Annotated in this window: 28 protein-coding genes; 10 read left to right on the top strand and 18 right to left on the bottom strand. The window is 68.9% G+C overall.

The genetic code is table 11. The features are described 5' to 3' along the window. Positions 1–243 precede the first annotated feature (243 nt). Entirely contained in the window at positions 244–804 is a 561-nt protein-coding gene (locus QH276_RS22645) for a TetR/AcrR family transcriptional regulator (protein ID WP_280401651.1), read from the top strand. Positions 805–974: 170 nt separating this feature from the next. Then, positions 975–1,757, top strand: coding sequence for a hypothetical protein (locus tag QH276_RS22640; RefSeq protein ID WP_280401640.1), 783 nt, complete (start codon positions 975–977; stop codon positions 1,755–1,757). 7 nt (positions 1,758–1,764) lie between these two features. On the opposite strand, the gene ligD is transcribed toward QH276_RS22640, so the two are convergent. From ligD to QH276_RS22605, 7 genes are all read right to left on the bottom strand, one after another. After that, positions 1,765–2,775 (bottom strand): non-homologous end-joining DNA ligase, encoded by a 1,011-nt coding sequence (gene ligD, locus QH276_RS22635; RefSeq protein WP_280401641.1) that lies wholly within the window; start codon positions 2,773–2,775, stop codon positions 1,765–1,767. Next, positions 2,772–3,857: an ATP-dependent DNA ligase gene (locus tag QH276_RS22630; RefSeq protein ID WP_280401642.1), complete on the bottom strand. Its 1,086-nt coding sequence runs from the start codon at positions 3,855–3,857 to the stop codon at positions 2,772–2,774. Before QH276_RS22630 ends, ligD begins: the two co-directional genes overlap by 4 nt. Positions 3,858–3,964: 107 nt before the next feature. Then, positions 3,965–4,351, bottom strand: a complete 387-nt coding sequence (locus QH276_RS22625; protein WP_280401643.1) for a cold-shock protein — start codon at positions 4,349–4,351, stop codon at positions 3,965–3,967. A gap of 25 nt (positions 4,352–4,376) precedes the next feature. After that, positions 4,377–5,483: an SPFH domain-containing protein gene (locus QH276_RS22620; protein ID WP_280401644.1), complete on the bottom strand. Its 1,107-nt coding sequence runs from the start codon at positions 5,481–5,483 to the stop codon at positions 4,377–4,379. 20 nt (positions 5,484–5,503) lie between these two features. Further along, the gene (locus QH276_RS22615; RefSeq protein ID WP_280401645.1) at positions 5,504–5,734 is read right to left on the bottom strand and encodes a hypothetical protein; all 231 of its coding nucleotides are present in this window, start codon (positions 5,732–5,734) and stop codon (positions 5,504–5,506) included. A gap of 46 nt (positions 5,735–5,780) precedes the next feature. Further along, entirely contained in the window at positions 5,781–6,404 is a 624-nt protein-coding gene (locus QH276_RS22610) for a TetR/AcrR family transcriptional regulator (protein WP_280401646.1), read from the bottom strand. A 71-nt stretch (positions 6,405–6,475) separates the two neighbouring features. Next, positions 6,476–6,796 (bottom strand): DUF6191 domain-containing protein, encoded by a 321-nt coding sequence (locus QH276_RS22605; protein WP_280401647.1) that lies wholly within the window; start codon positions 6,794–6,796, stop codon positions 6,476–6,478. Positions 6,797–7,145: 349 nt separating this feature from the next. Between QH276_RS22605 and QH276_RS22600 the strand changes: the two genes are divergently transcribed. After that, the gene (locus tag QH276_RS22600) at positions 7,146–7,838 is read left to right on the top strand and encodes a phosphatase PAP2 family protein (protein WP_280401648.1); all 693 of its coding nucleotides are present in this window, start codon (positions 7,146–7,148) and stop codon (positions 7,836–7,838) included. 9 nt (positions 7,839–7,847) lie between these two features. Here QH276_RS22600 and QH276_RS22595 read toward each other — a convergent pair whose 3' ends face one another. The 4 genes from QH276_RS22595 to QH276_RS22580 are packed head-to-tail and all read right to left on the bottom strand — an operon-like array spanning position 7,848 to position 13,211. Further along, complete coding sequence (locus tag QH276_RS22595; RefSeq protein WP_280401649.1) at positions 7,848–9,164, bottom strand: pyridoxal-phosphate dependent enzyme; 1,317 nt, start codon at positions 9,162–9,164, stop codon at positions 7,848–7,850. Then, the gene (locus QH276_RS22590; RefSeq protein WP_280401650.1) at positions 9,161–10,645 is read right to left on the bottom strand and encodes an alanine racemase; all 1,485 of its coding nucleotides are present in this window, start codon (positions 10,643–10,645) and stop codon (positions 9,161–9,163) included. Before QH276_RS22590 ends, QH276_RS22595 begins: the two co-directional genes overlap by 4 nt. Further along, positions 10,642–11,925, bottom strand: a complete 1,284-nt coding sequence (locus tag QH276_RS22585; RefSeq protein WP_280406893.1) for a heavy-metal-associated domain-containing protein — start codon at positions 11,923–11,925, stop codon at positions 10,642–10,644. Before QH276_RS22585 ends, QH276_RS22590 begins: the two co-directional genes overlap by 4 nt. Further along, the gene (locus QH276_RS22580; protein ID WP_280399103.1) at positions 11,922–13,211 is read right to left on the bottom strand and encodes an aminotransferase class V-fold PLP-dependent enzyme; all 1,290 of its coding nucleotides are present in this window, start codon (positions 13,209–13,211) and stop codon (positions 11,922–11,924) included. The genes QH276_RS22585 and QH276_RS22580 overlap by 4 nt, the downstream gene beginning before the upstream one ends. A 151-nt stretch (positions 13,212–13,362) precedes the next feature. On the opposite strand from QH276_RS22580, the gene QH276_RS22575 reads away from it, so the two are divergent. Continuing rightward, a complete protein-coding gene (locus QH276_RS22575) occupies positions 13,363–13,782 on the top strand; it encodes a pyridoxamine 5'-phosphate oxidase family protein (RefSeq protein WP_280399104.1) in 420 nt (139 codons plus the stop codon). Positions 13,783–13,788: 6 nt separating this feature from the next. On the opposite strand, the gene QH276_RS22570 is transcribed toward QH276_RS22575, so the two are convergent. The 3 genes from QH276_RS22570 to QH276_RS22560 all read right to left on the bottom strand — a co-directional run bounded on the left by QH276_RS22570 (position 13,789) and on the right by QH276_RS22560 (position 15,629). After that, positions 13,789–14,223 (bottom strand): CBS domain-containing protein, encoded by a 435-nt coding sequence (locus QH276_RS22570; protein WP_280399105.1) that lies wholly within the window; start codon positions 14,221–14,223, stop codon positions 13,789–13,791. 120 nt (positions 14,224–14,343) lie between these two features. Continuing rightward, positions 14,344–14,598 (bottom strand): hypothetical protein, encoded by a 255-nt coding sequence (locus QH276_RS22565; protein WP_280399106.1) that lies wholly within the window; start codon positions 14,596–14,598, stop codon positions 14,344–14,346. A gap of 233 nt (positions 14,599–14,831) precedes the next feature. Next, positions 14,832–15,629, bottom strand: a complete 798-nt coding sequence (locus QH276_RS22560; RefSeq protein ID WP_280399107.1) for an SAM-dependent methyltransferase — start codon at positions 15,627–15,629, stop codon at positions 14,832–14,834. 327 nt (positions 15,630–15,956) lie between these two features. On the opposite strand from QH276_RS22560, the gene QH276_RS22555 reads away from it, so the two are divergent. Together QH276_RS22555 and QH276_RS22550 are read left to right on the top strand one after the other, a co-directional pair. Then, on the top strand, positions 15,957–16,175 hold the full coding sequence (locus QH276_RS22555) for a DUF397 domain-containing protein (RefSeq protein ID WP_280399108.1): 219 nt from the start codon (positions 15,957–15,959) through the stop codon (positions 16,173–16,175). 84 nt (positions 16,176–16,259) lie between these two features. After that, positions 16,260–17,147, top strand: a complete 888-nt coding sequence (locus QH276_RS22550) for a helix-turn-helix domain-containing protein (protein WP_280399109.1) — start codon at positions 16,260–16,262, stop codon at positions 17,145–17,147. Positions 17,148–17,252: 105 nt separating this feature from the next. Here QH276_RS22550 and QH276_RS22545 read toward each other — a convergent pair whose 3' ends face one another. From QH276_RS22545 to QH276_RS22530, 4 genes are all read right to left on the bottom strand, one after another. Continuing rightward, the gene (locus QH276_RS22545) at positions 17,253–17,471 is read right to left on the bottom strand and encodes a hypothetical protein (RefSeq protein WP_280399110.1); all 219 of its coding nucleotides are present in this window, start codon (positions 17,469–17,471) and stop codon (positions 17,253–17,255) included. Positions 17,472–17,733: 262 nt separating this feature from the next. Beyond that, a complete protein-coding gene (locus tag QH276_RS22540; RefSeq protein WP_280399111.1) occupies positions 17,734–18,393 on the bottom strand; it encodes an SDR family oxidoreductase in 660 nt (219 codons plus the stop codon). 20 nt (positions 18,394–18,413) lie between these two features. Next, positions 18,414–18,917, bottom strand: coding sequence for a DUF2599 domain-containing protein (locus tag QH276_RS22535; RefSeq protein ID WP_280399112.1), 504 nt, complete (start codon positions 18,915–18,917; stop codon positions 18,414–18,416). A 102-nt stretch (positions 18,918–19,019) separates the two neighbouring features. Beyond that, positions 19,020–19,265: a hypothetical protein gene (locus QH276_RS22530; protein WP_280399113.1), complete on the bottom strand. Its 246-nt coding sequence runs from the start codon at positions 19,263–19,265 to the stop codon at positions 19,020–19,022. A 66-nt stretch (positions 19,266–19,331) separates the two neighbouring features. Between QH276_RS22530 and QH276_RS22525 the strand changes: the two genes are divergently transcribed. From QH276_RS22525 to QH276_RS22510, 4 genes are all read left to right on the top strand, one after another. Next, entirely contained in the window at positions 19,332–19,505 is a 174-nt protein-coding gene (locus QH276_RS22525; protein WP_280399114.1) for a hypothetical protein, read from the top strand. Between the two features lie 173 nt (positions 19,506–19,678). Next, entirely contained in the window at positions 19,679–20,554 is an 876-nt protein-coding gene (locus QH276_RS22520; protein ID WP_280399115.1) for a helix-turn-helix domain-containing protein, read from the top strand. Between the two features lie 152 nt (positions 20,555–20,706). Continuing rightward, positions 20,707–21,714 (top strand): transcriptional regulator, encoded by a 1,008-nt coding sequence (locus QH276_RS22515; RefSeq protein WP_280399116.1) that lies wholly within the window; start codon positions 20,707–20,709, stop codon positions 21,712–21,714. 40 nt (positions 21,715–21,754) lie between these two features. After that, positions 21,755–22,792 (top strand): alpha/beta hydrolase, encoded by a 1,038-nt coding sequence (locus tag QH276_RS22510; RefSeq protein ID WP_280399117.1) that lies wholly within the window; start codon positions 21,755–21,757, stop codon positions 22,790–22,792. The last annotated feature ends 192 nt before the right edge of the window (positions 22,793–22,984 follow it).

Below are 22,984 nucleotides of genomic sequence, written 5' to 3'. Positions count from 1 at the left end.
GGATCTGCGCGCGCCGCTCGTCGGGTTCGAGGCGGGGGGGGCGCCCCCCGGGGGGGGCCCCCCCCCGGCCCGGGGGGGGGCCCCCCCGGCCCCCGGCGCCCGCGGGCGGGAGGCCCCCCCGGCGGGGGGGGGGCGGCGCGCCGCGCGGGGGCGGGGGCCGGGGGCGCCCCCCCCGGGGCCGGGCGGGCCCCCCCCCCCCCCCCCCCCCCCCCCCGCCTCGAACCCGACGAGCGGCGCGCGCAGATCCTGGCCAAGGCCATCGATATGTTCGGGGAACGCCCGTATGCGGCGGTCTCCACGGCCGAACTGGCGCAACGCGCCGGTGTGGCCCGGGGTCTGATCAACCACTACTTCGGCAACAAACGCGACCTCTACCTCGCGGTGGTTCGCAGAATGGTGACCCTGCCCCGCACCGACGAGTTCGCGGTGCCCACGGGCAGCACCCGGGAACGTATCGACGCCAGTGTCCGCTGGTTGCTGGATACGATCTCCGAACACGGCAGCACCTGGGTGAAGGTGACCAGCCACGAGGGGGTCGGCGACGACCCCGAGGTGCAGCAGATCCTGGACGCCGCCGACGATGCCGCGGCGCTGCGCCTGCTGGCCATGATCGGGCTGTCCGGCGACGAGGCGGCCGAACCACGCCGGGCCATGGTCCGCGCCTACGGAGGTCTGGTGAAGGTCGCGGGCCGGGAGTGGCTCACCCGGGGCACGATGACCCGTGAACAGGTGCACGCCCTCCTGGTCGACATGCTGACCACGCTGGTGACCGAATCCCTGCCCCGGGTGCACGGCGGGAACTGAGCGGCGCGTCCGGTCTCGTTATGGGAAATCACGGCGTGTCGAGTGGACAGCTGTGATCCGAACATCGGCCGTTTCGTGCCGCGGTGCGGCGATCGCGCCTATTCTTGGCGCTGTGCCGGGCGGGGACGATCGCCCCGGGTTTCCCCGGCGGTGGTCGAAGGGGATCGTGCATGGCATATTCACAGCGCTGGGGTGAGCAGCGCTGGCCCGAAGTCCCGCCCGACCGCACCGCCGGACCGCCCGTGCGTCCGGGTCGCCGCAGGCCGGATCCGGACACGGAACCGGAGGACAACGACTACGCCGAGGAACCGCTGTACGAACCCGCGCGGCCGGTCGTCAACCCCTACGCCGTCGTCGCACTGGTGGCGGCTCTGGTCCTGCTCTTCCCGGTGGCCATCGTTTTCGGGCTCATCGCATTCACCCACCCCCGCGGCCGGTTCATGGCGTTCACCGCGTTCCTGCTCGGTGTGCTCGAGGTGGCAGCAGTGGTGGCCTTCGTCGCGCTGCCCCGGGATCGGGTATCCGATCTGTACGCCCGGGTCGGCGAGGCGCTGGGGGTCACCGGTGAGTCCGCGGCAGCGGGTGGTCCCGCCGAGGGTCCGGTGGTGAATGCGACGGCGGTATCGGTTCCCGCGCCGCCGGCGCCGTCCAGCACGCCACTACCCCCGCCGACCACGCGGCCCGGACCCGGGAGCGCGGCACCGGTCGCCGAGCAGGACACCGCCTGCCCGGAACCGGCCCTGATCGGTGTGGCGGCCGACGGAGCCACCCTGCTGTGCCTGATCGACGCGGAATCGGTCACCGGGTATCAATGGTCGGGGCCGCGCCGGGTCGCCGAGGCCGTGCACGAGGAAGACGAGGAATGTACGGGCGGCGCGGCGGCCACCGCCCGCACCTCCGCGGGCCTCGCACTGGTGTGCGAGAACGGTGCCTGGGTGTTGTGGACCTCGTGATCGCCGGCTAGCCGGCCGGGTCGGGCTTGCGGGCGCGGCTGGGCTGGACCCGCGGTGGCTCGTTCGGCATCTTGGGGTATTGCGGCGGCCACGGCGCGTCCATCAGACCGCCGGCCAGATCGCGTTCGGACATCTCCAGCAGTGGTTCGATGGATTGCCGTGGACGTTCGGCCCACGGATCGCCCGATTCGGCCAGCCGCGCCGGCACCGTGGCGATCGTCAGTTCCTCCGGGACCACCGTGTCCAGCTCCGGCCAGCGGAGCGGGGTGGATACCGGTGCGCCCACCTTGGGCCGGGCACACCACGCTCCGAAAACGGTTTTGTGCGGGGCGTTCTGGTTGTAGTCCACGAACACCCGCCGGCCGCGTTCCTCTTTCCACCAGTGCGCGGTGATCTCCTCCGGATAGCGGCGTTCCAGCTCGCGGGCCAGCGCGACCGCGGCGGCGCGCACCTGGTATCCGTCCCAGCGTGGTTCCAGCGCGATATAGAGGTGCAGGCCGCGCGAGCCCGACGTTTTCACCCACGTGTCGATACCGAGTTCGGCACACAGTTCCCGGGTGCGCAGCGCCGCCGCCCGCAATTCGCCGAAACCGATTCCGGGCGAAGGGTCCAGATCGATCCGGAGTTCGTCGGCGATGTCCAGATCACCGGCCTGGTTCGGCCAGACATGGAACCCCAGGCAGCCCTGGTTGACCGCCCACAGCACATGGGCCATATCGTGCGCTACCAGCGCATCACTGGTGGTGCCGTTCGGCGTGGACACCTCGACGGTGTGCAGCCAGTCCGGCGCCGATTTCGGCACCCGCTTCTGGAACCACGATTTGCCCGACGCCCCGTCGGGATAGCGTTCCAGCAGCAGGGGCCGTCCGCCGTTTGCCCGCAGGAACGGTTCCTCGACGCTCAGGTAGTAGCGCACCAGATCGAGTTTCGTCTCGCCGCGCCGCGAGAAATACACCTTGCCCGGGTTGCTGATGGTGAGAACACGCCCGGCGACCTCGATATCGACCGATTCGCTCATTTCGCCACCGGGGTCCCGAAGATCTCCCGCAGTTCGGCGGGCGCGGCTTCGTCGAGCTGGGCGTAGGTACACGACTCCGGTGTCCGGTCGGCGCGGAACCGGACCAGCCGCCCACCGTGCCGGAACCGGCCGGATTGCACATGCTCGTACCGCACCTCGGCCACCAGTTCGGTGCGCACGGGTTCCCAGGACAGATCCTTGCCCGCGCTCCACCGGCTGATCCCGCCCGGCATCGAGCCACCCGAAGCCGCCTGCGCTGCCGCATCGGCCCAATCTCGCCACGGATGGTTGTCCAACGCGTGGTCGCGGTAGGGCGCGAGTTCGTCGACGAGTTCTGTGCGGCGTGCGGCGGTGAAACTACTGGCCACGCCCACATGATGGAGCCTGCCCTCCTCGTCGAAGAGACCGAGGAGCAGCGATCCGACACCCGCGCCGTCCTTGTGCCAGCGGAACCCGGCCACCACACAGTCGGCGGTGCGCTCGTGTTTGACCTTGAGCATGACCCGTTTGTTCTGCTGATACGGCAGATCGTCGGCCTTCACCATCACCCCGTCGAATCCGGCGCCCTCGAACCGGGTGAACCAGTCGCGGGCCAGGGCCGCGTCGCCGGTGAGCGGGGTGAGGTGCACCCGGCCCGGCGCGGCATCGAGGATCGACTCGAGCAGTCGGCGGCGTTCACCGAACGGTGCCTCGGTGAGGTCGCGGTCGCCGAGTGCGAGCAGATCGAACGCGACGAAACTGGCGGGGGTCTCCGCGGCCAGTTTGGCGACCCGCGAGGCGGCGGGGTGCAGCCGCTGCTGCAGGACATCGAAATCGAGTCCGTGCTCGGTGACCACCACGATCTCCCCGTCCACCACGCACCGGGGCGGCAGGGCTGCCCGAAGCAGTTCGGCGACCTCGGGGAAGTACCTGGTCAGCGGCCGGTCGTTGCGGGATCCGAGTTCCACTTCGTCGCCGTCGCGGAAGACCACGCAGCGGAATCCGTCCCATTTGGGCTCATAGCTCAGCCCGGGGCCGTCGGGTATCTCGGGGGCGGTTTTGGCCAGCATGGGACGTACGGGTGGCATCACCGGTAGATCCACACGATCCTCCTCGGGTCGATCCTCACCCGTATCGACGTCGCGGCCGGCGCCGATTCATCGCTCCCGATCATAGGAGTTCTGGCCGGCACAGCGGCGGACGTGGGACCTCAGTCCGCGATCCAGCCCTGTTCGGCGGCGAAATCGGTGAGTCGTTCCCGGATCACGACGATCTCCCCGGCGGTGAGCGCCGGGGAGGCGTCGAGCAGCAGTTCGGTGACGAGCCGGGTGTATTCGCCGGCGGGGAGCCGGGAACCCTCCCGGCCCGGGGCGTCGGTGCGCGGGCCGTGTGCCCGCAGCGACCGGAGATTGATCGCCTTCGGGCCGCGATCGCCCTCGGTCACCTCGAATTCGAAGATGCGGCCCTGCCGGAGTTCGTCCTCGCCGAGGCCGATATCGTTGACGTGGACGAATACATCGGGCCCACCGTCCTCGGGCCGGATGAATCCGAATCCCCGCGCCGCGTCGAACGACACCAATTTCCCGCTGGCCACCACACCGCTCCTCGCCGCAGTTACGCGGTTACTCTATATCGCGTTTTTCCGCATCGTCGGCGATCAGCGCCTTCTGCAGGGAGTTGAAGACGGTGAGCCCCTGCCCGACCATGCCGTTGAGCAGTTCGCCGACCCCGTCGGGGCCGTTGAGCACCGTGAGATTCGCATTGGACAGTCCGCGCGCGGCCTGTTCGACGATGAGCGGCAGCTGCTCGATCAGCATCTGATCGAGCGCGATCCGGTTGTTGGACGCTGCGGCCTCGGCCTGGATCCGGGTGCGGTTCGCTTCGGCCTCGGCCAGGATCCGGACCCGGTCCGCTTCGGCCTGAGCCGGTTTGACCACCTCGGCCTGCAGCTGCTGTTCGCGCAGCTCGGCTTCCTTGCGCGCCTGGGCGGCCTGGGCGCTGAGCACCTCCTGCTGGGCGAGCGCCGCGGCCAGCGGTCCGGCCGCGGCGGCTTCCGCCTCGGCCTTGTCGATATCGCGCTGGTAGCTCGCCTTGAGGATCGAGGTTTCGCGGGAGTATTCGGCCTGTTTGCGCAGCGATTCCTGCTCGGCCTCGGCCGCGCGCTGGGCCGCCTGCGATTTCGCGATCTGCGCATCGCGGTGCACGGCCGCGTTGTGCGGGGCGGCCAGGGCGGAGATATAACCGAGATCGCCGTCGTCGATGGACTGGATCTGGAACGAATCGACCCACAGGCCGATATTGCTCATCTCGACCTTGGAGGCCACCAGTACCTCGTCGGCCAGGCGCTGGCGTTCCCGGATGATCTCCTCCACAGTCATCGAACCCACGATGGAACGCAGATGACCGGAGAAGATCCGCCCGGTGAGCACCGACATCTCCTGCTCCTGTTCGGAGAGGAAACGCTGCGCCGCGTTCACGATCGAGGCGGTGTCGTTGGCCACCTTGAACGCGATCACGGCCCGCACCTGCAGCTGAATGGCCTGTTTGGTGACGCAGCGTTCGGAGATCTCGGCCTCGAACATGGCCAGTGACAGATACCGGACCTTGCGGAAGAACGGCATCACCCAGGTGCCGCGGCCGATGATCACCCGGAACGGTGTGGCGTCGCTGCCGCGCGCACCGCTGACCAGCATTGCCTCGTCGGGATCCGGGACGTGGTAACCCAGCACGAATGACTCCTCGCGTTCGTCTACTCTGACGCCGGGTCCGGGGTGAGAGGTATCCAGGGCACCACCTCGGCGATGCGGCCGGCATCGACCGCGACGACGAGCACGGTGCTCCCGGCCGCGATGGCTTCGGTAGCCCGTGCGATGTACCCCTCGGTTCCCCCTCGAACGGCGACCAGGATCTCACCCAGCATCCCGGGGCCTCGGATCGGCGAGATCAGCTTACCCGTCGACCCGACAACTTCGTCGTGCAAAATTCGTGAACCTCCAAGCCCCTCGGCGACTTCCGCTCCCGCGAGGTTACTGGTAGAGCGTGCGATACGCGCCGAGCATGGCGACCAGATGGTCGACGATCTCGTCGCGGGTCGCGCGCAGCGACCCGTTGAGCCAGGCCGAGAACATACCCGCGTTCCCACTGGCCATGGTGACCGCCGCGAGCCGGCGCCGCACCGGATCGTCGATCCGGGCGAAGAGATGGTCCTGGATGAGGCGGGTGAAGGCCGGCATCACCGCGATGGTGGTCTGTCCCAGCCCGGTGCTGGAATACGGTTCGACCAGGAACAACCGTGATTTCCGCGGATCGGCGAGCACCTTGTCCACCAGCGCCTCCGACAGCGCGCGATCCCGCGAGGAATCGTCGGCGACGGCGAACGCCGTCATGGGCTCCAGGAAATCGTCGGCGGTCTGCCGGTACAGCACATCGAGTAATTCGTCGCGGCTGGCGAAGCTTTCGTAGAAATAGCGGTCGGTGAGATTGGCCCGCCGGCAGACCGCCCGCATGGTGACCCCGGCCGCACCGGCCTCCCCGATCAGATCGAGCGCGGCCTCGAGCAGCGCCGTGCGCCGGGCCTGTTTGCGCTCAGAAAGCGTGGTACCACCCCAGATCCGGGGCCCGCCGTCGTCCGATCGCTGGTCTGCATGCACCCGACCACAGTAATCTGCCGCCGTGATCCGCACGGTGGGGTGGTGGCGTCCGTTTGTTCCGATGCGCTCGGTCAGCTCCCGGCGGTGGGTATCGGGGGCCGGGCGACGAGCACGGCGCGGCCCGCGGCGAGGTCCACCCGGTCGCGCGGCGGCGCGCTGTCGCTGTGGTCCTCGCGAAGCATGGACTGCGCCGCTCGCTGATCCAGTTCCCGGCGCTTGGTGCCGTACCAGAACGCGGTGATCTCCTCGACGCCCGCCGCGGCGAGCCGGGGCGCGGTGCGGGCCTGTCCGGGATGCCCGGTCTTCGGGAACCGGGTGTAGACCCACCGGACAGCTGCCGCCGTGCCCAGCAGCAGCATGAACCCCGGAGCGCCGAGGAAAAGGACTTCCATGAGTTCACGATAGATCTCGGCGCCGCCGCCCGTAGGGGCATCGCATTCGGCAGCGTGTGCGCGACCGCCCGCGGACATCGGGCGCCCACCGAGGACCGGCGTCCCTACCGCAGAGGAATCGGGACATCATCACTGGCCGGCTCCGGCCACTTGCTCCGCGCCCCGTCCCGGTGTCCGCCCGGTGCGGGCGGGCGGGACGCCACACTCGAAGCCGGGGTGGCACGCCGCGGGTCGGTGCCCGGCACCTCGGATGTGCCAGGCCGTCAATCCCCGGGACCGCGCACGGGAACACCCGACCAGCGAGGCGAGTCCGATTTGCGGCAAATGTCCGGCGGCTATGGTGAACCATATGGTGTTGGTCGCTGTGTTGCTCGTTGCCGGGTTCGCCACACTGACCTGGTCGGTGCTCGCCGGGGTCGCGGCCGGGCTGGACCGGCCGGTGCACGAAAGGTTCCACGGCCTCCGGGAGGAACCGCTCACCACGGGCGCGGTCGTGATCACGCACGCCGGTGGTTCGGCGGTGATGTGGGTGCTGGCCATCGTGGCCTGCGGGTGGTTGCTGCGGCGTGGGCGGCGCGCGGACGCGGCCCTCGTGGCCGGAGTGGGCGCGGCTTCGGCACTGCTCGTGCCGGTCACCAAGAACGTGATCGGCCGGGACCGGCCGCCGATGGCCGATCGGCTGGTCACGGTGGACAGCCCCGCGTTCCCCTCCGGGCACAGCACCGGTGTGGCGGCGGTGGTCGGAGTGCTCGCCGCCTTGTGTTTCCTGCGATTGCGGCATCGGGTGGCGGCCTGGACGACCGTGGTGCTCGCGGCCGTGTTCGTGGCTCTCGTCGGGCTGACGAGGGTCTATCTGGGGGTGCACTGGCCCACCGATGTCCTCGCCGGCTGGTCGCTCGGCGGACTGCTGGTGGTGCTCGGTGTGCTGGTTCATCGCCGGATGGGCAGGGCGGCGCCGCCGGATGGGCAGAGTGGACACCCGGCGGATGCGACAGGATCGCGGGCGTTCGCCGGATCGGTGGCCGGGGCCCCACCGGGGTAGGACGACCGGTTATCCCCGTTCCAGCTCCAGCCCGGCCGCGCGCCAGCCCGCGATCCCGCCGTCGAGGCTGTAGGCGGTATGCCCGGTCTGCTGTGCGGTGGCGGCGAACTGCCGGGAGATATCCCCGGTGGGGCAGGTGAAAACCACCGGGTGTGCCCGGGAGAACGGTGTGCCGTGGGCGAACAGGTCGGTGAGCCGGTCGTCGGGGATATTGATCGCGCCGGGGATATGGGCGATGCGGTACGCCATCGCCCCGCGCGTATCGACGACGACCGGTCGCCGGGTGCGGATCAGTTCGGCGAGCTCGGCCGGCCCGAGCACCGCGGCCGCTGCGATCTCCGCCGGTCCGGGCGCTTGCCGGCTGTTCTCGCGCCCGAACAGATCCGGCCGCCGCTGGGCGATATACGACAGGTACGGCTCGAGCCGGTCACAGACGATGACCACGGCGACCACCGGGGAATCGGTGCGGCGGGGCCGGGCGAGTACCTCCCGCGCCGCCGCGTAGGCGGCACCGCTGGTGGGACCGGCGAGAATCCCGTAGCCGGTGGCGAGTTCCAGGGTGGCGTCGATCGCGGGCCCGGATTCCATGGTGACGATTTCGTCGTAGAAATCGGGCTGGAACAACCCGACCTCCCACATCTCCCGTTCCGAGCGGATACCGGGGATGAAGTCGCCGCGGTCGGACACCACCGCCACCGTACGCAGCCCCGGATGGTATTTCCGCAGGTAGCTCCCTGCGCCGCGGCTCGACCCGGTGGTCCCGAGCCCGCCGAAGAGGTAGTCGACGCGGTCGATCCCGGCGGCGGCGAGATCCTCGTGGATCTCCCGCCCCGTGCCGTCGTGGTGGGCGGCGATATTGCGTTCGCTCGTGTACTGCGACAGATGCCGGAACCGCTCCGGTTCGGCGGCCATGGCGCGCTCGATCGCGGAGTACACATCGTTGGGCGTGGTGGGATCGGGGCATTCGGACAGTCCGGGCAGCTCGACGATATCGGTGCCGAGTAGCCGGAGCAGATCCCGCACCGCACCGACCTTGATCCGGTTGGTCATGGCCCGCAACCCGATCCCGTGCACCGCGCCGAGGATCCGCAGGGCCTTGGCGGTGTTCCCGCTGGACGCCTCGATCAGCGTCCGGCCCTCGGTACGCACCGTATCGATTTCGTCACCCAGCATCGCCCAGGCGACCCGGTCCTTCACCGAACCGAACGGGTTGTGCGATTCCAGTTTCGCGTACAGGTCGACGCCGTCCAAGCCGTGAACGGCTGGGTCGAGGCGGAGCAGGGGAGTGTCACCGATCAGTTCGGTGATGTGCTGGTAGATCGTCACGGAACCTCGGGGGATGCTGATCCGGTAGTGGTGGGCCGGTAGCCGGCGTCGGGGGTGGCGCGGAAACGTCCGTCCCGGCTATCGATAGCCACCTTCTGCACCGGTGGATGCATGGCCGCCGGCGCGGCCGACAGATCCATGTGATAGCCGGCCGTATTCGGGAATACGAGCAGATCGCCCGGCCGCGGCCGCCACGGCAGCCATACCGTATGGGCCGCGACGAGGTCGCGCTCCAAGCAGAGCCGTCCGGCCAGGAACACCGGCACCGGGTCATCCGGCGGGGCGGGCAGGGAACCCGGGAGCAACAGCGGGTCGGCCATGACCTCCTGGTCGGCCGGGGTCACGGTATCGCGGCTGAGGTCCAGATGGACGAGCACACTGCCGTCGGCGGCCACTTTCACGAATTCCACCCGCGCGAGGGTGATACCGGCGTGATCGGTGAGCGCCTTACCCGGTTCCAGCCAGAGTTCGAGCAGGTTGTCGGCGGCGATACGGGCCAGCCCGCGCCCACTGTGCCCGTCGAGCGGGGCGGCGAGCAATTCGGCCAGCATCGTCTCGGCGGCCATCGTATTGGCGTACTTGTGGAACACCGGTATGCCGCGCACCGACGCGCCGTCCACCTGATACCCGAAAGTGTTGCCGCCCCAGCTCATCCGCGGTCCGTGCCCGGCCAGTCCCGCACGCAGACGGTGCACGTAGTCGTCGAACCGGCCGGCGTCGGCGGTGAACACCTGCCGCAGCCCGCCGCCGATATTCAGGACCGTGGGCAGCAGCTCCCGCTCGCAGGCCTGTTCGAGCAGCGCGAAGCAGGTTTCGGCGGCACGGACCCGTTCCGCGATATCACCGGTGTCGAGATGGAACGCCGGGCCGCGGAACACCAGCCGATCCCGGTGGCCGGCGAGCACCGCGAACGCGCGGTCCACCTGATCCACCGGTATCCCGAACCGGCTGACCTGGGAATCCGGAAACCCGCTGAGCCGCAGCAGGACCGGGATCGGCGCCGCGGGCGACGCGAGCCGGGCCAGCGTTTCGAGTTCCCATTGATTGTCGATATTGACCGTGACACCCGTGCCCGCCAGTTCGCGCAGGAACCGTTCGCCCTTCGGCCCGGTGACCTCGATCCGCTCCGGCTCGAAACCGGCGCGGCGGGCCGATTCCAGTTCGCCGGGCGAAGCCACGTCCACCGAGATTCCCCGTGCCGCGGCGGTGCGGACGAGTGCAGCGGAGCGATTGACCTTGTGGGCGTAGCAGATTCGATACGGCACGCCGGACGCGTCCAGCACGCCGGTGAGGCGGCCGAGGTTGCGTTCGAAGATCTGCGGGAAGACCAGGTGTACGGGTGTCGTGAACCGGTCCACCACCTGATCGAGGACCTCCCGCGCGGCCAGGAACTCCCGGACGAGCGGATCCCAGTGTGCCGGTAGCCCGGGTGGCTGGGCGGGACCCGCCGCCCGGGCGGCCGACCGGGGTTGCGCGGTCATCGCGGCCCGGGCGCCGGCGCGGTCTCGGCGGCCCGGCTCACCGGGTTGTAGCCGCCGTCGCGCAGCGCTTCGAACGCCCGGTCGCGATTGCGCGGGCTGCGGAATTCGGCGACCACCCGTTTGGTGTCCAGGTCGATCTCGACGACCGGGATGTCCATGCTTTCCAGCACACCGCCGATGGTCCGGACACAGTGTTTACAGGTCATATCGGGTACCGCGAACTCGCGGTCGGCGGCGGCCACGGGCAGATCGTCCGGGGCGGCGGCCCGGGGAACCGCCACGGGTTCGCACCGGTCCGCGAGTCCGGCGAATACGTCCACGAAATGCCGGACGACGAGGGGCAGCAGACTGTAGTTCTCGCCCTCGATGCGGTGGGTGACCGCTGCCAGGCATGTCGGGTGCTCATCCGCGGGGAGCAGCGCGTACTGGCGGGAGATGAGGTCCAGATCATCGTGATAGCGGGCGATCGCCGCGGGCACGGACAGACCCTCCTCGGTGGTCGCCCGCCGCATCACCCGGTGTGCGTCGGCGATGGTGGCGGCCTTCATCGCGCGCAGGGTCTCGAGGGTGCTGCCCGTGTACCGGAGGCCGCCGTCCTCGGCGACTCGCAGTGTCGCCGGGATCATGCCGCGCCGATAGGTCGAGGCCTGCAGTTCCCAGAACCAGCGGGTGGCGACGGCGGTGAAGATTCCGGAATCGCGGAGTGCGCGGGCGAATCCGGCCGCGGACCGATAGGGGGTCCCGCCCGCCAGCAGCGCGTGCTGAGCCAGCGCCCGCCCCGCGGATTCGATACCTACCCGGAAGATATCGAGCGGCTCGTGGTCGGTGGTCGTCGCTTCCAGTACTTCCCGCGCGTCGCCCGCCAGGCGCGCGATCCGCTCGGCCAGCGCGGATTCGGCGTCGATCTGTTCCCAGAGCAGCAGGACCGCTTCCCGGGTCGCGATCGGGACCAGCGGTCCGAGCCCGTCGGCCCGGTAGAACCCGGTATTGGGGACTCCCGCGCTATCGGTCCAGGTCATCCGGTGGGTGGCGGAGGTGACCTCGTCGGCCCGGCACGGGCGCATGAACCGCTCCAGGTACAGCCGCTGCGAAAAAGTGAGATGACTGCCCGGTTCCGGGCTCAACTCGGTCGCCGTGTACTCGAAACGCCGGACGGGACGCGTTGGCACGGGACCGAACAACCCCGGCCGGGCCAGGTCGGCGAGGATTCGTGAGGCCGTCCGCCGGTGATAACGAGCCGGGGGCGTGCGGTCGGTGGGAGTACCGGTCTCGGCGGTCATACGAACTCCTCGGCCAGGGCGCGGACGCGGTCGGTGAAGCGGTCGATATCGTCGCGACCGGTGTAGATATGGGTGCTGACCCGTAAGGCTTCGCCGGCGTTGCCCGGCACGCAGTGGGTCCCGGTGCGCACCAGGAAGCCGTACTCGGCGAGTACGAAGCCCAGATCGGCCGCGGAGATCCCGTCCAGCGTGAACGAGACGATGCCGTGTCCGCGGTCCCGGCCGCCGTACGCGGGACCGGGCAGGAAATCCACCCCGGCGATCTCGCGGAGCCCGCCGAGCAGATGCTCGGTCAAGGCCGCATTGTGCCGGGCCACAGCGGCCATCCCGTACGACTCGAGCACCTCGAGCGCGGCCCCGAGCGACAGGATGCCCGGGATATTCGGCGTGCCTCCCTCGAGCAATCCCGGCATCCGCCCGGTCTCGAAACCCGCGGCGGTGAGGTGTGCGTCGGTCGCCCCGCCAGGCAGGAACGGACGAAGGTCGGCATGCACCCGGGGATGGCAATACAGCACGCCGACACCGGGGGCGGCGAACATCTTGTGTGCCGCGAACACCGCGAAATCGGCACCGAGCGCGGTGACATCGACCGGGATGTGACCGCCGCTCTGGCTGCAGTCGTAGCACACCAGGACGCGCTCGGGTATCCGGTCGCGCAGGCCCTCCAGGGTGGTCAGGCTGCCGAAGACGTGATGCAGATGAGTGACGGTCAGGAGTCTGGTCCGCGGTCCGAGCTTCGCGGCGATATCGGCGAGGTCGGCGTGCCCGGACGGCGTCACCCGGTACGGAACGAGGTCGATGTGCCGGCCGAATCGGGCGAGCGTGTCCCGCAGCAGGTACCAGGGGTGGACATTGGCGGCGTGATCGCGGGGGCTGTACAAGATCTCGTCACCGTCACGCAGCACGGTGAGACCCCAGCTGAGCGCGACAGCATTCAGGGCAGCAGTCGCGCTGCCGGTGAAAACGATCTCGCCGGGATGCGCGGCTCCGACGAAACGTGCGGTGTGTGTGCGGACCTCGGCGATCCGCTGGGTCAGTGCGGTGGCCCACGGATAGGTTCCGCGGGCGGCGTTGGCGGTGGCCGTCGCGTGGTACTCCCGGATCGTGTCGACAACCGCCTGCGGCTTCTGTGTGGTCGCGGCGCTGTCGAGATAGACCTCGGTGGCCGTGGCCAGGGCGGGAAAGTCTTGCCGCACCCGCGGTGGGAACAGGTCACCGGTGGGATTCCCGCCGGCGGTGGGCAGTGCCGGTGCACCTTCACGGGACGGCGTGGATCGCATCGTCATCGCTCCTTCCGCCGTTCGCCGGACTGCGCACCACGATACCCATCACCGCGGTACTCGCCCAGTGCGCTTGGTGCGCAAGCGGTTTGGGCCCGGCGGCGGACACGCGCGGCAACTTCCGGGATCTGTCGGGGGTGCGCGCTACCGTGCGCCTATGCCTCTGACTCCCGAAGAACGTGAATCATTCCTGGCCGAACCGCATATCGGTGCGCTCTCGGTATCCGCCGGCCCCGACCGCGGCCCGCTGACTGTGCCGATCTGGTATCAGTACCGTCCGGGTGGCGAGTTGTGGCTGGTCACCGGGCCGGAATCGGAGAAGATGCGGCGCATCCGGGCGGCGGGCCGGTTCAGCCTGATGGTGCAACGGGTCCAGCCGACGGTTCGCTATGTGAGCGTGGAGGGTCCGGTTACCGCTGTCGAACCGATGCCCGACGCCGAGCACCGGGAAATGGTCGAGCGTTACCTTCCGCCGGAGCAGGTGGACGGGTATCTCGCCTATGCGGCCGCGGAACTGGGCGAGCACGTCCTGGTCCGCATGCGGCCGGAGCGCTGGCTGTCCGCGGATCTGGGCTGACCGGGATCAGTACCCGCCCTGCAGATAACCCACCAGCTGTTCGCGCTCGGTGGTGAGCTCCGAGAGGGCGCTCTTGACCACGTCACCGATGCTGACGATGCCGGCCAGCCGGCCGTTGTCGACCACGGGAAGATGGCGGACCCGATGGTCGGTCATGATGCCGCGCAGCCCGTCGACCCGGTCGCCGGGGGAGCAGGTCCGGACCTCGGTGGTCATGATCCGGGAGACGGGCTGGTCCAGGAGTTCGGCCCCGTATCGGTGCAGCCCGCGGACGATATCGCGTTCGGAGACGATACCGGTGATCCGGCTTCCGTCGGGCGAGACGACGGCGGCACCGATGTTGCGGTCGGCCAGCAGGGCGAGCAACGCGCGGATATCGGAGTCGGGCCGGACGGTCGCGACGGCGCTGCCCTTGGTGTGGAGTATTTCGGCGATACGCATGGTCACCATCCCTGAGCGCGGGATTTCAGAATCTCGCGGTGGTGTGCCGAATACCAGCACGAAATGGCATCGGCGGGTCGACGGAGTCTCGGCTCGGACAACAACCGGCAGGTCGGGCGGCTATTCGTCGTCGAGACCCGCGGACAGGTACGCCGCGGCGGCCAGCCATTGCCGGCACTGCGGACCGTGGACATCGTGGACCCGCAGGATGGCGCGCGCCTGCCGGTAGGTGAGCACCGGTGGCTCGGCATTGCAATCGGTGCCGGCCTCGGGCGCCGAGAGATGGCGTACGGGCTCGGCGTGGTGCCCCAGGGCAGGGGAGCCGGGGACGCTTCCGACAGCGTTCCGGTGGGGACTTCGGAATGGCTGGGTCATTCGGTTGCCCCTCACGTGCGATGTTGCGGGGGACGACGGGCCGGTCCGGAATCGACTGGGATAGCTGGGTATCGCCCCTCTGTGGTGGACCGAGTCTAGGCCGCCGTAGCTTACAAATGCAAGTACATCTGCAAACGACAGACGAAAAATCATCATCGGTCCGGATACGCTCCGCAGCGCGACCGGCGCAGTGGCGGTGCGGTTCTCGCGGAGCGGGTGCGCGGCCTTTCCGGTTACCGCTTACGCGCGACACCGCCGTATGCCGGGATCGGCGTGTTCCCGGCGGTGCCGGGAGACCCGGGATCCCACTGGTCGATCGGGACGAATCCGGGGTCCACCAACTCGAAATCGTCGAAAGCGGAACGGATCTCGGCTCGAGGCCGCGGCAGATAGGGCTCGCCGGAGGTGTCGGTGTATTCGGCGCAGAGCCGGACGTAGGCGGCATCGTCATCGATGCCGTCCCACAGGACCAGATAACTGCCCGCCGGAGCCGCATCGAGCACCGTGTGCACGATATGCCGCATCTCCTCGGTGCTGTGGGCGTGACCGAGCACGCCCATGAACAGCACGGCCAGCGGCCGGGTGAAGTTCAGGATGTGGCGGGCGTCGGCGACGATCAGTTCGGGGTGGTGGTAATCGATATCGAGATAGGTGGTGACACCCTGGTCGGTGGTGCCGGTCAGCAGCGTACGGGCGTGGGCCAGGACCACCGGGTCGTTGTCGACGTAGACGATCTTCGAATCCGGTGCCACGCTCTGCGCGACTTCATGGGTGTTCTGCATGGTGGGCAGGCCGGTGCCGATATCGAGAAACTGGCGGATTCCGATGTCGGCGGCCAAGAACCGCACCGCCCGGACGAGGAACTGCCGTGACGCGGTCGCCAGCGAGGTGATGCCCGGGTAGACGGTGATACCGGCGTCGCCCGCGATCCGGTCGACCTCGTAGTAGTCGTGGCCACCCAGCCAGTAATTCCAGATACGGGATGAGTGTGGGATATCGGTCCGGATGGCGCGATGGTGGTCGTCGGGCATGGCGGGCTCCTCGGCGGCGCGGGGTCGGAAGCGGGCCGGAAGGTGCGCCGCGGCCGACTCCCGAGGGCAGGTGGAACCGACGTTCACCGGCGAGAGTACAAGACTTGCCGAGACCGCCCCGGCCGACGCGCGGGTTCCGCCCGCGGCCTCCGTGAGCTCTGCTCCGGTGGGGTGGAAGCGCGGTGGGGAATCTGTGGACGCGCTGCGGCGAACTTCGTGCTATCGTCCTGATGTCGGTGCAGATGCAAGAACACCTGCGAGTGCATCTGTAAGGACCGGCGGTATGCGACAAGTGGTGTCAGCAACCATGAGCAAGGAGTAGGTCCTATGTCGGAAGTAACCAATCAGGTGATCGGAGCTTGGCGGAAGAGCACCTTCAGCAACCCGAGCGGGAACTGCGTCGAGTTCGCCGAAGCTGCCGGCAACCTGGTGGCTGTGCGGAATTCGCGGTTCCCCGACGGTGGTGTGCTCTTCTATACACGCCCCGAGATCGAAGCCTTCCTGCAGGGCGCGAAGGCCGGAGAGTTCGACGATCTGGCCGTCTGAGAGGTAGCATGGGCCGTCGGCGTGGTGCGCCGCGGATTGCACTGTGGCGCACCGTGGGTTAACCCGAAAAGCGGAGACGACTCCATGATCGCAGAGCCCGGGAACAGTGGCGGCAAACAGCCCGTCGAGGCGGACCGTGGCCCCACGGTTCTTCGTATCGCTCTGGGCGGCCAATTACGCAAATTGCGTGAGAGCAAGAAGATCACCCGCGAGGCCGCGGGTGAGGCGATTCGCGGCTCGCATGCCAAGATCAGCCGGCTCGAGCTGGGCCGGACCAGCTTCAAAGAGCGGGATATCCGCGATCTGCTGACGCTCTACGGCGTGACCGATTCCGAGGAACGGGAGAGTTTCCTCGATCTCGCACGCAAAGCCAACGAACCGGGATGGTGGCATCGCTACGGCGATCTGCTGCCGTCCTGGTTCGGTCAGTATCTGGGCCTGGAGCAGGCGGCCAGCACAATTCGTACCTACGAATCGCATCTGGTGCCCGGACTGCTGCAGACACCGGATTACGCGCGGGCGGTGGTGACCCTCGGATACGTGGATTCCGATACCGACCGGCGCGTGGCCTTCCGGCAGCGCCGGCAGGAAATTCTGCATCGTGTCCATCCGCCGGTGATCTGGGCGGTGATCGACGAGGCCGCGCTGCACCGCCCGGTCGGGGGTGCCGAAGTGCACCGCGCGCAGCTGGAACATCTGCTGGATCTGACCCGTTTGCCGAATGTGACCATTCAGATCGTCCCGTTCTCCGCGGGGGAGCACCCCGCAGCGGGAAGCTCTTTCACCATTCTCCGATTCGCCGAGTCCGATCTGCCGGATATCGTCTATCTGGAGCAGTTGACGAGTGCGCTGTATCTGGACCGGCGCGAGGATTTGGCACTGTACCTGTCGGTCATGGATCGGTTGAGCGTCCAGGCCGCGACTCCGGAGCAATCGCGGGCGATTCTCGCCGACTATACGAAAGGCCTGTGAGCGCAGGCGAATTGCGGCGGTCGCGAATATCTCGTGAACCCGTCCCGGCGCCGAGCCGCCGAAACGGAGAGGTTCGCGTGCCGTGGTACCTCGAGGTCCCGGCCGTCAGGCTCTGATGAAAGTCGACGCCACGCGCCAGAATGTATCCGGCTGCAGCGTGCGGAAATCCCAGTCGTCGGCGAGTGCGTGGACGGTGGTGACGATTTGATCGATATCGAAATCGTCACGTGTTGCCGCGCCGGTGGATTCGATTGCGTCGATGACGAACTCCACGGCGGATTCCCGGGAGGAATCGGTGCCGGAGCGGATGCCGAATGTACTCATATCAAAACCGTTCGCCGGTGGGCCGATCGGGGCGGGATCCCTTCGGCCCGTACTGCTACCGAATCGGTGTGGATCCGCTGAACTATCCCGCAGCTGTGGCGGTAAACCACTGGCGAATGTTGTCGTCGGCTCACTCACGCGGCCTCCCCTATGTTTTCCCCTGTATAGCGGTGTGGGACGAGTCTAGGTCGCCAGTGCTTTCAAATGCAAGTACATCTGCACGATCGATTCTTTGTGTCCGAACGGTTTTCGGATGATCTTGTCACTTCGCCAAGGCGGCGACCGCTTGCTCGACAGGGGTGGTTCCCGAGACGAGTTCCAGTGTGCGACCGGCCGTATGGTCGGCCGCGAGCAGGGCGACGAGCACCGTCGCGACATCCTCGCGGGGGATTTCGCCGCGCTCCAGTCGCGGTGGTGCGAGGGTCACCGACCCGGTACCGGGGGCATCGGTGAGCCGCCCCGGCCGCAACACTGTCCAGTCCAGGTCACGGCTGCGCAGGTCGTCCTCGGCTTGGGTTTTTGCATCGATATAGGCGGCCCAGACCTCGTCGGTGCCCGGCGCCGGGGGCAGGCCGGTGCCCATCGCCGAAACCTGCAGGAAACGCCGGGTTCCCACGCGTTCGGCGGCCTCGGCGAGTAGTACCGAACCGTCGCGGTCCACGGTGTACTTGCGGGCGGCGCCGCTGCCCGGGCCGGCGCCGGCGGCGAAGACCACCGCATCCGCGCCCTGAACGGTGGCGGCGAGATCGGTCACCGCCGCGCGTTCGAGATCCAGGACGACGGCTTCCGCGCCGGTGGCGTACACCTCGGGCGCGTGCGCGGAATTGCGGATCAGGGCGATCACGCTGTGTCCGCGGCCGGTGAGCTGTTCGGCGAGCAGTAGAGCGATCTTGCCGTGTCCGCCGGCGATGACGATGCGCATACCGGGCTCCTCTCCTGTTCTCAGCGTTCGGGGCCGCCGGGGTTGCAGGCGGCGTCGACGGTCGCGTCGTAGCCCACCGGGGGCCGCCAGGGCTCCAGGTTCCAGGTGGGTTTCTCGGGTGCGATCAGGCGCGCCCATTCCCAGTGGCAGCGGAATTGATCCCACATCCCGGGTGTGTCCGCCGCCGGATCGAGAGCGCGGACCTCCTGCCACGCGCGGATCTCGGCGCCCGGGAAAGTGGTGTCGCGGCCGGCTCGGGTCGGATGGACCATCAGACGTGAACCGTCGATGTTCGACGTCCATTCCACCCGGTCGATCAACGGCCTCCCCGCATAGGGATCGACAACCGGAGTCGAGGTGTAGGTGCCGGTGGCCGCGGCGGAGGTGCCGGCGGGCGGGATCGCGGCGGTTGTCGTGCGGGCGGCCGCGGGCGGATGCGGCCCGGAATCCGTGCAGCCCGTGGTCAGTGCCGCGGCGAGCAAGGCGCACGCACCGGCCACACGGGTGGCGAGGTGGGTCGGCATCGGCGCTCCTGCGGTCGGGTCCGGCGGTTCATCGCACCGGTTGTTCCGAGCTTAGAGGGCATTGCCGAAGTTGTGCGCAGGCAGCGCGATGCGTGCGCCGCGTCAGCGCCACAGGGTGTGGCACGGCAGCCGGCGTAAACCGGGCCGGATCTTGCTGTCCACGGTGACGGTGAGCCCGGCGTGGACCGCCGCGGAGGTGAATTCCCAGGCTTCGGTATTGGTTGCCGCGTATTCCAGGACGAGGGCATTGCCGGGGATCGGCCCGTCGAAGTAGACCGTGACCCGGCGGGTGAGGTCGTCGCGTGTGCTGTTGTCGCGTTCGGCCGTGGCCGAGGTCGTGGCGTCCACGTGGTCGCGCCTCCTTCCGCGCAGCGTCGTCATCGACGCCGATGTGTGTAACTCTAAGTCCGCACCATGGGTGAGAACATGTTCCGGAAATCGCTCTGGGTGATTCACAGCAATGTCGTCGATCGGCTCGGGCCGGATCACGAACTTCCCCGCAGGGCGGCGGAGGTGGCGGCGGGGCGGGGCGCGGTGTGGGCGGTGCGCTGCGGTTGCTGCCGTGGCGCGACCACTGAACTGCGCTGATACGCGAATGTCGTTCACCCGGCGAGTGTTTCGTTTGGTCTCCCGTACCGCTCCCATGCGAAACTCGAATAATGGGTGCATCTGGGATGAGACCGGCGTCGGAAACGATTGCCTCGACCGGATCGCGGTCCCCGGCGCGGGCCACCGCGGGCGGAGGGCCCACGGTACTGCGGATGGTGCTCGGGGGGCGGTTGCGGCGATTGCGTGAAGCCAAAGGCTTGTCCCGCGAACAGGCCGGAGATCATATCCGCGGATCGGATTCGAAGATCAGCCGGCTGGAGCTCGGACGGACCAGTATCCGCGAGCGCGACCTGGTGGATCTCCTCGAGCTCTACGGGGTCACCGACGCCGAGGAACTCGCCGCCTTTCAGGAGCTGGCACGGCAGGCCAATACGTCGGGCTGGTGGCATCGGGACAACGATTGGCTCCCGAAATGGTTCGATATGTACCTCGGTCTCGAACAGGCGGCGCAGGTGATCCGCTGTTACGAGCCCCGTGCGGTACCCGAACTGCTCCAGACTCCCGACTATGCCCGGGCGTTGCTCAGTCTCGCGCATCCCGCGGAATCGGCCGAGGCCATCGAACGCCGGGTGGCCCTGCGAATCCGCCGCCAGCACATCCTGAACCGCGCGCACCCCCCGCACCTGTGGCTGATCGTCGAGGAGGCGGCGCTGACCCGCCGGATCGGTGGGTCGCGAATCTGGTCGGCTCAGATCGATCACCTGCTGGCGGCGGCGCGCCAGCCGCATGTCACGGTGCAGGTACTGGCCGATCATGTCGGCGGGCCCGCGCTGGCCGACGGCGCCTTCACCTATCTGCGGTTCGCGGAGGCAGATCTGCCCGATATCGTCTATCTCCAGCAGCTCACCGGTGCGCTGTACCTGGACAAGCAGGCGGACCTGGATGCGTACCGGTCGGTGGCCAACCTCCTGTCGGTCCATGCGGCACCGCCCGAGCACACCCCGGGCCTGCTGGCGGCCCTGCGGCGGCGGGAGCCGCGGATACTGGACCAGCCGCTGCGCCGGGAACCGGGACGCGGCGGCCACTGACCGCGGTTCGCCCGGCCGCCGGGTTCCGTTGGCCATCCCGTTATCCGGTTGTGACCGAACCCAATCGGTTCGGGGTCCGCTGATGAAGTCTCCGGACTAGTGGCGGAGGGGTCCATCGGGCCCGAATCCGAGGTTACTGTCCAGTAGTTATGGTGGGCAGTAAGGCAGCCGGCTCCGGAAGCGCAGACCTGGAAGCCGAACTCGTCGCGTATTTCCGGGACTCGGACCCGGATTCCCACGCGGATTTGGTCACCACCGTCCGGCACTGTCTGGCGGCCGCCGCGCAGAATCTCGGTTCCCGGCCGGCCGCCGCACCGACGGCGATCATCGCGGCGGCCGCACGGTGGGCGCGCGAGGGAGTGGCGCTGGAAACGGTGCTCACGGCCTGCCACGACTGCGCCCGCGGCGGTTTCGACTTTCTCGCCACCCGCGTGGCCGCCGCGGCGGCGCAGGCGGAAGCGATGGCCGACGCTGCCCGGCTACTGGTGCGGGTGGTCGAGGTGGTGACCACCGCCGCGGCCACCGCCTATCTCGACGAGCACCGGATCGTCGCCCGCGAGCACCAGACCGCGGCGCAGACGTTGGTCGCGGCGCTGCTGAGCGGGCACGGGGTGAGCGCCCTGGCCAGAAGGTCGGGGCTGCGCATCGCGCCGGCTTACCAGGTGGTGGCACTGGCGATTCCGCCGAACGCCGAAGAACGGGGCGGCGGCCCGGACGCGGTGTCGGCGGGCCGCCGCAAACTCCGGCGGGTCCAGGCCGCGCTCGGGCCCGCGCTCGGGTCCCGTTCGCTGTCGCTGCTGAACGCCGACGGCGGCACGGTACTGATCCCCCTCGAATCGGTGCGCGCGACCGGTTCCGCGCGCGCGGCGGCCGGGCTGATGAGCGCCGAAGTTCTGCAACTGGTGGCCGAGGCCGCGGAAGTCGCGCCGATCGCGACGGTCGCCGCCGGCACCACCGACCAGGTACCGGAACTGGCCGGACGTACCCATGACGTGCTCGACCGCCTGCGCGACGGCGGCCGGCCGCCCGGCCTGTACCGCATCGACGAGGGCTCCGCGCTCGAACCCGACGCCGTCGTGGTGGAGGCGATACGCCTGCGCCGGCTGCCGCGGGTGCCGACCCGGCCGGCGGCCCGGCGGGGCAAACCGGGTGCGGCGTGAGCGGCGGGTTCGAGTGACAACGGGTATGGCGAGGTGTGAGATGAGATCCCGGCTGACGGTTCTGGCCGCACTGGCAGTGATGGGTGTCGCTGCCACCGCTGCTCCCGCGGGGAGTGTCCCGCCCGCGGATCCGCCCGGCGCACCACCCGCGCCGGCGACCAGCGCGGCCCAGCCGGCCGGCCCTCAGTTGCTGCGGGTGGAGGTCCTGAGTGATCGGCGGATCCGATTGCACATCCGCTCGGTGGCCATGAGCCGCGAGATCGCGGTCGATACGCTGATCGGCACGGGTCCGGCGCCCCGGCCCACCCTGTATCTGCTGGACGGGGTGGACGGTGGGCCCACCTCGGGCTGGTTGACCGAGGGCGGTGCCGCGGAGTTCTTCGCCGACAAACCGGTCGATGTCGTGCTCACCACCGGCGGAACGGCCAGTATGTACGCGGACTGGATCCGGGTCGATGCCGCGCTCGGGCTCAACCGCTGGGAAACCTTCCTCACCGAGGAGCTTCCGCCGATCGTGGAGAAATATCTGGGGTCGACCGGGGTGCGCGCGATCGCCGGGGTCTCGATGGGGGCTCAGGCGGCGATGATGCTGACCCAGCGGCATCCGGGTTTCTATCGTGGAGTGGCCGGGATGAGTGGTTGCTATTCCACCGCCGATCAGCTCGGCCGGGCCGTCACGGTGATGACGGTGGCCTCCCGCGGCGGCAATCCGGAGAATCTGTTCGGCCCGCCTGCGTCACCGGAATGGATTGCACACGACAGCTTGCTCGGGGCGGAGAAGTTGCGCGGCACGGAAATCTATCTGTCGGTGGCCAGCGGAACACCCAGCGGCGCCGCGCTGATGTCGATCGGCGACAGTCCCGAGATCCTGGCCGTACTGATGGGCGGTGGCTCACTGCTGGAACAGGGCGCGAAATTGTGTACCGACCGGATGGCCGCCCGGCTGCACGACTTGGATATTCCGGCAGTGGTCGATTACCTGCCCGAGGGTATGCATTCCTGGCCCGATTTCGAGATCCAATTGCACCGCAGCTGGCCGACTCTCGTCCGGGCACTGGAAATAACCGGCCGTCCCTGAAGCATCGGGAAAAATTCCGCTCCGGTACGTCGTGGGGGGGGGGGGGGGGGGGGGGGGGGGGGGGGGGGGGGGGGGGGGGGGGGGGCCCGCGCGCCCGCCCGGCCACCCGCCGGCGCCCCGGGCGGAAGCTTGGCTGATCATCTGCTGGCCCTGCTGATCGCCGCGCGAGAAACCACCGCCAGCCTGGTTACC

The sequence above is a fragment of the Nocardia carnea genome (assembly GCF_029869215.1).
GTDB lineage: Bacteria > Actinomycetota > Actinomycetes > Mycobacteriales > Mycobacteriaceae > Nocardia > Nocardia carnea_B.
Note: the sequence above shows the minus strand (reverse complement) of the source record. Positions and strands in the feature narration are given on the sequence as shown.

Bases quoted from the DNA above. Each gene is read 5' to 3' on its own strand.
- ligD (WP_280401641.1), bottom strand. From the start codon at position 2,775: ATGAGCGAATCGGTCGATATCGAGGTCGCCGGGCGTGTTCTCACCATC.
- QH276_RS22565 (WP_280399106.1), bottom strand. From the start codon at position 14,598: ATGACCCAGCCATTCCGAAGTCCCCACCGGAACGCTGTCGGAAGCGTC.
- QH276_RS22555 (WP_280399108.1), top strand. From the start codon at position 15,957: ATGTCGGAAGTAACCAATCAGGTGATCGGAGCTTGGCGGAAGAGCACC.
- QH276_RS22585 (WP_280406893.1), bottom strand. From the start codon at position 11,925: ATGACCGCCGAGACCGGTACTCCCACCGACCGCACGCCCCCGGCTCGT.
- QH276_RS22575 (WP_280399104.1), top strand. From the start codon at position 13,363: ATGCCTCTGACTCCCGAAGAACGTGAATCATTCCTGGCCGAACCGCAT.
- QH276_RS22545 (WP_280399110.1), bottom strand. From the start codon at position 17,471: ATGAGTACATTCGGCATCCGCTCCGGCACCGATTCCTCCCGGGAATCC.
- QH276_RS22535 (WP_280399112.1), bottom strand. From the start codon at position 18,917: ATGCCGACCCACCTCGCCACCCGTGTGGCCGGTGCGTGCGCCTTGCTC.
- QH276_RS22540 (WP_280399111.1), bottom strand. From the start codon at position 18,393: ATGCGCATCGTCATCGCCGGCGGACACGGCAAGATCGCTCTACTGCTC.
- QH276_RS22550 (WP_280399109.1), top strand. From the start codon at position 16,260: ATGATCGCAGAGCCCGGGAACAGTGGCGGCAAACAGCCCGTCGAGGCG.
- QH276_RS22605 (WP_280401647.1), bottom strand. From the start codon at position 6,796: ATGGAAGTCCTTTTCCTCGGCGCTCCGGGGTTCATGCTGCTGCTGGGC.
- QH276_RS22570 (WP_280399105.1), bottom strand. From the start codon at position 14,223: ATGCGTATCGCCGAAATACTCCACACCAAGGGCAGCGCCGTCGCGACC.
- QH276_RS22600 (WP_280401648.1), top strand. From the start codon at position 7,146: ATGGTGTTGGTCGCTGTGTTGCTCGTTGCCGGGTTCGCCACACTGACC.
- QH276_RS22510 (WP_280399117.1), top strand. From the start codon at position 21,755: ATGAGATCCCGGCTGACGGTTCTGGCCGCACTGGCAGTGATGGGTGTC.
- QH276_RS22525 (WP_280399114.1), top strand. From the start codon at position 19,332: ATGGGTGAGAACATGTTCCGGAAATCGCTCTGGGTGATTCACAGCAAT.
- QH276_RS22590 (WP_280401650.1), bottom strand. From the start codon at position 10,645: ATGACCGCGCAACCCCGGTCGGCCGCCCGGGCGGCGGGTCCCGCCCAG.
- QH276_RS22640 (WP_280401640.1), top strand. From the start codon at position 975: ATGGCATATTCACAGCGCTGGGGTGAGCAGCGCTGGCCCGAAGTCCCG.
- QH276_RS22520 (WP_280399115.1), top strand. From the start codon at position 19,679: ATGGTGCTCGGGGGGCGGTTGCGGCGATTGCGTGAAGCCAAAGGCTTG.
- QH276_RS22560 (WP_280399107.1), bottom strand. From the start codon at position 15,629: ATGCCCGACGACCACCATCGCGCCATCCGGACCGATATCCCACACTCA.
- QH276_RS22580 (WP_280399103.1), bottom strand. From the start codon at position 13,211: ATGACGATGCGATCCACGCCGTCCCGTGAAGGTGCACCGGCACTGCCC.